The organism is Okeania sp. SIO2B9, assembly GCF_010672505.1.
In the GTDB taxonomy this organism is placed as follows: domain Bacteria; phylum Cyanobacteriota; class Cyanobacteriia; order Cyanobacteriales; family Microcoleaceae; genus Okeania; species Okeania hirsuta.
Genome location: NZ_JAAHGK010000300.1, coordinates 1 through 6,583, shown reverse-complemented (window position 1 = coordinate 6,583; position 6,583 = coordinate 1). Strand labels below are relative to the sequence as shown.

The window sequence follows — 6,583 nt, the reverse complement described above, 5'->3', positions numbered from 1 at the left end:
GCATTGATTGATATTGGAGCAAAAACTGCTGCTTATATCCCTATCCAGGAAATGTCAATCAATAGGGTCGAAAACCCTGAAGAAGTTATACAGTCAAATGAAACAAGAGAATTTTTTATCTTAACATATGAAAATGAAGATGGACAGCTAACTTTATCCATTCGACGAATAGAATATATGCGGGCCTGGGAAAGGGTCCGACAATTACAAGCTGAAGATGCAACAGTACGCTCACAAGTATTTGCAACAAACCGTGGTGGTGCTTTAGTTAGGATAGAAGGACTGCGTGGATTTATTCCTGGTTCACATATTAGTACGCGTAAACCAAAAGAAGATTTACTTAACGAAGAATTGCCTCTGAAATTCTTAGAAGTAGACGAAGAACGTAATCGCTTGGTTCTAAGTCATCGTCGCGCTTTAGTTGAGCGGAAGATGAATCGTTTAGAAGTGGGAGAGGTAGTTATAGGAGCAGTTCGTGGTATTAAGCCCTATGGTGCCTTTATTGATATTGGTGGTGTTAGTGGCCTATTGCACATATCAGAAATATCTCACGACCATATTGAAACTCCTAGTAGCGTACTAAAGGTCAATGATGAACTAAAAGTTATGATCATTGACCTAGATTCTGACAGAGGTCGAATATCTCTGTCAACTAAGCAACTAGAACCAGAACCAGGGGCAATGGTCAAAAATCCACAACTCGTATATGACCAAGCAGAAGAAATGGCGGCTAAGTTTAGAGAAAAAATGCTGGCGGCACAACGGGGAGAGACGATTGAAGAAACAGTGGAAGCAACAGTAGAAACCACAGAAGCGCCTGAAGTTGAAGCAGCAGTAGAAACCACAGAAGCACCTGAAGTTGAAGCAGCAGTAGAAACCACAGAAGCGCCTGAAGTTGAAGCAGCAGTAGAAACCACAGAAGCGCCTGAAGTTGAAGCAGCAGTAGAAACCACAGAAGCGCCTGAAGTTGAAGCAGCAGTAGAAACCACAGAAGCACCTGAAGTTGAAGCGACGGTAGAAACAACAGAAACAACAGAAGCACCTGAAGTTGAAGCGACAGCAGAAACAACAGAAGATGAAGAAAAATCAGCAGCAACTGTAGAATAAGTAGATTGAGGTTAGTAGGTGAATAGGGAGTAAATAAAAGAATAAGTTAGAAAATAACTAAATCAAAAATAACTTATAACTACTCCCTATATCCTGCTGACTTGATATTCTTAATCAGAATAAACTCTATAGCGCTGTGCGCAGGCAACAGGCAACAGCTCATCTGGCAACAGGAGGAATAAAAAGCTGATAATATAAGACTTTTAGCTATTGGACACCTCTTGTAATTTGTAAATATGCCAGCGCACATTGCTATAGTAATAATTAAAAATATATTTTTTCCTATTTTAAAGAATGGTAGCTATTAACTGCCGAGATGTAATATTCCAAGATATTCAAGCAATAATTTTTGATAAAGATGGCACTTTGGAAAACTCCCAAGAGTTTCTCAGAAATTTAGGACAAAAGCTAGCTCGCCTCATCGACGCTAAAATTCCAGGAATTGGAGAACCATTACTAATGTCTTTCGGGATTGATGGACAAAATCTTAACCCGACAGGATTAATGGCAGTTGGAAGTAGGCGAGAAAATGAAATTGCAGCAGCAGCTTATATTGCTGAAACAGGTCGAGGATGGTTAGAGTCACTAGCTATTGCCAAAGAGACTTTTGAGGAAGCTGAAAAAATCTTGCCACAATCTGAACCTTCTCCTATATTTATAGGAAGTCTGGAAGTGCTAAAGTATCTCTGGGAAAAGGGTATAAAACTGGGCATATTATCTGCAGCTTCCACAAAAGCAGTACAAAATTTTGTCAAATACTATCAACTCAAAGATTATATCCAACTAGAAATGGGGGTTGATGATGGTCCAAGTAAACCAGATCCAGAACTATTCTTACAAGCTTGCCAAAAATTGGGAGTTACACCAGATAAAGTATTAATGGTGGGAGATTCTCCCATGGATATAGAAATGGCTAAAAAAGCAGGAGCAGCAGGTTGTATCGGAATTTGTTGGGGCAAGTCAGAAGTTAACTATTTACAGGGAGCAGATGTAGCGATCGCCCATTTAGAAGAAATCAAAGTATTGTAAATAGAAATTAAGTAAGTCGGTGAAAAAAAACCAAAGTATGTAAAGAAATTTTAAGCAGTTTGATTTGAGTAAAATTTAAAACGTTCCGTACTGTAGTTTCCCTTTTCTCCCCTAGCTTGAATACCGTCAATTACTGCATAAGCAAGATCTAACTTGTCATCAAACATTTGACCTGATAGATAATTCATCTTTCTTGAGATGCTTCCACTCCAGCTCAATTGGGTTCATTTCTGAGCAATACTTAGGTAAAAAGAATATATACAAGTCGCGACATTTACTTGGCTACGAGATTAATTAGGGTTTGCTGAAATTATATGAAAGCATTGACTGATATTGCTAAAAGCAATTTTTAGTCCCAAAATTGTAGCAGCTTTGAGGTCAAAAAGGCGCAAAAAGTTAGCAGAAAAAGTTGAGTAGGACAGAAAAATTAAGAGATAATTGTTACTTCTACCTCCTCTATAATTCCCATTCCTCCTGACTCTTAACTACTCCCTACTCCCTACTCCCTACTCCCTACTCCCATCTTCACAAAAAGACTTTTGAGCGCAAACCCTAATTAGGGTTTACCGACCGAATCTAAAAGCACTGATATATATAAAGTTTTAGCCTTTTTGGAGCGAAAAAAAGTGCCAAGTTTTCAGCTTGAGTGACCAAAAAGTTAGGACTTTGGGCAGACAAGCACAGAAAGATACAGGTAAAATGATTCTTCCTACTTTATCTTTCTCCCTACCCTCCGCAAATTTCCCACACTCTGCTTTTTTCGGCAAACCCTAATTATTTGTGTATTTGCATAACCAACCGCCTGTTATAGTAGAAAACAACTTTTAGCTTAGAGACTGTAAAAAGTAATCTAGAATTTTCTGCTTCTGGCCAAAAAAATGTATTGACAAGTAAAAATAATCTCAGGTGAGGCCGTTTAAAATCATCCGACTTCACAGATAGTAGAAAGTAGTTATTTTTTACAACCTTAACTCCCTAAGCTGAAGTTGATTGAACGGCTAATCCCTGGAAAAATATTAGGAGGAACTACTATTGTCTAGTCGTTACTTATTCACTTCTGAGTCTGTTACTGAAGGACATCCAGATAAAATTTGCGACCAAATTTCTGATACTATTATAGATGCTCTACTGACCCAAGACCCTCAGAGTCGTGTAGCTGCTGAAGTAGTAGTTAACACCGGGTTAGTCCTAATTACTGGTGAAATTACCACTAAGGCCCAAGTAAATTACATAGAATTAGCTAGAAAAAAAATTGCTGATATTGGCTATGTTTATGCAGAAAATGGTTTTTCTGCAGATAGTTGCTCAGTATTAGTGGCTTTAGATGAGCAATCTGCAGACATTGCTCAAGGGGTAGACAAGGCCCAAGAAACTCGCGAGCAGTTAAGTGACGAAGAACTTGATGCAGTGGGTGCAGGAGACCAAGGATTGATGTTTGGTTTCGCCTGTAATGAAACTCCTGAATTAATGCCTTTACCTATCAGTTTGGCGCACCGCGTTTGTCGTCAACTAGCGGCAGTTAGAAAAACTGGTCAACTTTCTTATTTACGGCCAGATGGCAAAAGCCAAGTTACTATTGCTTACGAAGATGGTCGTCCTGTTGGTATTGATACAATTTTAATTTCTACCCAACACGCCGCTACAATTGGGGAAATTACAGAATTATCAGAAATTCAAGCAAAGATTAAAGAAGACCTCTGGAAGTATGTTGTGGAACCTATATTTGCAGATATAGAGATTAAGCCAGATGCACAAACTCGTTTCCTTGTCAACCCCACTGGTAAATTTGTGATTGGCGGTCCACAGGGAGATTGTGGTCTTACAGGACGTAAAATTATAATTGATACTTATGGTGGCTATTCCCGTCATGGTGGAGGAGCTTTTTCTGGTAAAGATCCTACAAAAGTAGATCGTTCCGCAGCTTATGCTTGTCGCTACATAGCAAAAAATATTGTCGCAGCAGGTCTAGCAGAAAAATGTGAAGTTCAAATTAGTTATGCTATTGGAGTAGCAAGACCGGTGAGCATGATGATTGAAACTTTTGGTACTTCTAAAGTAGATGAAGATAAGTTACTAGAGGTAGTTAAAGAAAACTTTGAACTTCGTCCAGCAGGAATTATTCAAACTTTTAACCTCCGAAACTTACCTGCGGAAAGAGGAGGCCGTTGTTACCAAGATGTGGCTGCTTATGGTCACTTAGGGCGTAACGACTTAGATTTACCTTGGGAGCAAATAGATAAGGTAGAGTTACTGAAGGAAGCATTTAGTCCACAGTTAGCCTCTATAGTATAATAAGTGTCTATAGAGTTTGAACTATAAATAATATCTGATTTTGAGCAACCAAGAGAACTTTCTTTTGGTTGCTATTTTATAGTAATTAGGGTTTGCTGAATAAAGTCTGTTGGTAGGGGTAGGAGACAGGAGACAGGAGACAGGAGACAGGAGAAATGGGTATGGGAGCGAGGAGGCAGTAGGAAGAATTATCCCTTGATTTTTCTGCCATAATCATCCCAAAATACTAGCTTTATGCAGCTCTTTAGACCGAAAAACTTGCACTTTTTAAAGGCAAAAAAAGGCTGAAATCAATATCAGTCAATGCTTTTAGATTTAATCAGCAAGCCCTAATTAAATCATTTCCGTAGGAGTCAGGAGTGAGAAGGAAATAAGAGACCAGAGTAGAAGAAAGTTTTTTATTACTTATTACACGGATATCATATTAGTATTCAGTTATTAGCGGTCTGCTTTTTTTATTTTTATTTATTTTGCCTTATTTTTAAGTATAGCTACTTTACCGCTCAACTAAACTTACTCAAACTTAATCAAAAGCCTGAAAGCTTAGTTGTTCTTAGTGGTTCGACCACCACAGGGTTAAACGGCAAACCCTTTATTCCTTGGTCCAAGACATCAGGAATTACTTTTTTAATAATGTTCAACGACCTATTTACATCTGCATTTAATAATTTATTTTCCCTGGTTTTATACAACCCTATTGTTACTCTTTTTCCACTAAATTTCGGTTTTCCTAAAAATTTATTTGGCTGTTTTTGTCACTCTCTTAAAGCTGCAAAATAACTATTCCAAGCTGAGTCTAATCTCCTGATTATTTGCTTGCTAACTTTAGTTGGTAAAGCTTGATAATCATCAGTATTAGATACTAGATGATACAGTTGATTAAAGCTTAGTTTCTTTTGATAAGAAAAGAAATGTTGGCGATAATAATAATTGGCTAAATTGAACAGATTTTTTGACAAAAAAGCCTTGTTGTGACAAGCTAACCACAAATTATGTGATTTGGTAATAACATGACGTTCAACTAGCTTCATGCCTTAATTGTAGGTGATAACGACTCAATGGATAAACAACTGATAAAATTTACTCATTTTAGTTTTATAGCTATAATTATGAGTAAGTTTGATAAATTTTAGATAAGTTTTTGCTTTCTGTCTTTACCACCATTGAATCAAAAAGATTATATCATTTTTACCGAAAAATTCCGGTCTAAAGCCTCCCCTTTTTAGGTATCCCTTATAAGGAACTCCTGAAAACCTTGTGTGGAGTAGGGGAGTAGGGGAGTAGGGAGCAGGGGAGAAGAGATAAAGAATCAATTTAGATCGGAAAAACTACTTAAGTTATCAAGAAAAATCTACTTTTTAATACACTTTTTCTCTGGTAAAAATCTTTGAAAGGCTAGCACATAACTTGTATATTTTGTCAAGTTTTATACTAAGAAAGATGTTTATAAAGCATAGCCTTTTTAGGGGATAAAAAGCGGTCGATCTTCGCAGCTTCCTGTAGGGTGAGATGGCGGTTAGCGTTTGCGGTAGCATTCCGGAACGGAAAGCTTTGCGGTAGCAAACACCATATCTGATCGACCAAGAGAAAAGAGCGTATTTCTTATGTCAAGTCTCCTTATTGCAGAAATACTTTTAAGGCAGTTGACAGGAGGCTAACTGATAACTGAAATGACCTATCCTTGACACTTTTTGTATCTATAATGTAATATAAAAGTAGTATATAATTTAAATTTGACTTTTGTATTTGATTTTCTAGACAGTATAAGTTATCTTAGTTTGCTCAGTTGAATAAGTAAAAATAAATATATTAATTTTGAAAAAATAACGAATTATCAGAATAATAATATGAATAATTATCCTATAGAAAAAATCAGCAAGTATCTGAGCTGGGTTTTGAGACATCGCCCGGATAAAATAGGTATAAAACTTGATGCTAATGGTTGGGTTGCCATTGAAGAACTGTTGAAAGCATCTCAAAATTATAACTTTCCGATAACTCAGATAGAATTAAATGAGGTTGTAGAAAAAAATGATAAAAAACGCTTTTCTTTAGACTCTACTCAGACTTTAATTCGTGCTAATCAAGGACACAGTTTAACAGTTGATTTACAGCTAAAAGCAATCAAACCTCCAGATATACTTTATCATGGCAC

7 protein-coding genes are annotated in these 6,583 nt (G+C 37.0%); 4 read left to right on the top strand and 3 right to left on the bottom strand.

Annotated features, from left to right (window positions below; translation table 11 throughout):
- Together F6K13_RS12675 and F6K13_RS12670 are read left to right on the top strand one after the other, a co-directional pair.
- Positions 1–1,107 (top strand): S1 RNA-binding domain-containing protein (locus F6K13_RS12675; protein WP_287287532.1); only part of this gene is annotated, 1,107 nt, incomplete at its 5' end.
- A gap of 294 nt (positions 1,108–1,401) precedes the next feature.
- Positions 1,402–2,136, top strand: coding sequence for an HAD family hydrolase (locus F6K13_RS12670; protein ID WP_124147215.1), 735 nt, complete (start codon positions 1,402–1,404; stop codon positions 2,134–2,136).
- A gap of 50 nt (positions 2,137–2,186) precedes the next feature.
- Here the strand turns inward: F6K13_RS12670 and F6K13_RS12665 are convergent, their stop codons facing one another.
- Positions 2,187–2,324 (bottom strand): hypothetical protein, encoded by a 138-nt coding sequence (locus F6K13_RS12665; protein ID WP_161564700.1) that lies wholly within the window; start codon positions 2,322–2,324, stop codon positions 2,187–2,189.
- Positions 2,296–2,364, bottom strand: coding sequence for a hypothetical protein (locus F6K13_RS12660; RefSeq protein ID WP_338043253.1), 69 nt, complete (start codon positions 2,362–2,364; stop codon positions 2,296–2,298). Before F6K13_RS12660 ends, F6K13_RS12665 begins: the two co-directional genes overlap by 29 nt.
- 804 nt (positions 2,365–3,168) lie before the next feature.
- On the opposite strand from F6K13_RS12660, the gene metK reads away from it, so the two are divergent.
- Positions 3,169–4,428: a methionine adenosyltransferase gene (metK, locus tag F6K13_RS12655; RefSeq protein WP_124147213.1), complete on the top strand. Its 1,260-nt coding sequence runs from the start codon at positions 3,169–3,171 to the stop codon at positions 4,426–4,428.
- Between the two features lie 755 nt (positions 4,429–5,183).
- Here metK and F6K13_RS12650 read toward each other — a convergent pair.
- Positions 5,184–5,459 carry a transposase gene (locus F6K13_RS12650; protein ID WP_192901206.1) on the bottom strand — a complete coding sequence of 92 codons (276 nt, stop codon included), beginning with the start codon at positions 5,457–5,459 and terminating at the stop codon, positions 5,184–5,186.
- 816 nt (positions 5,460–6,275) lie between these two features.
- Between F6K13_RS12650 and F6K13_RS12645 the strand changes: the two genes are divergently transcribed.
- Positions 6,276–6,583, top strand: a 308-nt coding sequence (locus F6K13_RS12645) for an RNA 2'-phosphotransferase (RefSeq protein WP_287287531.1), incomplete at its 3' end; no start/stop codon positions are given.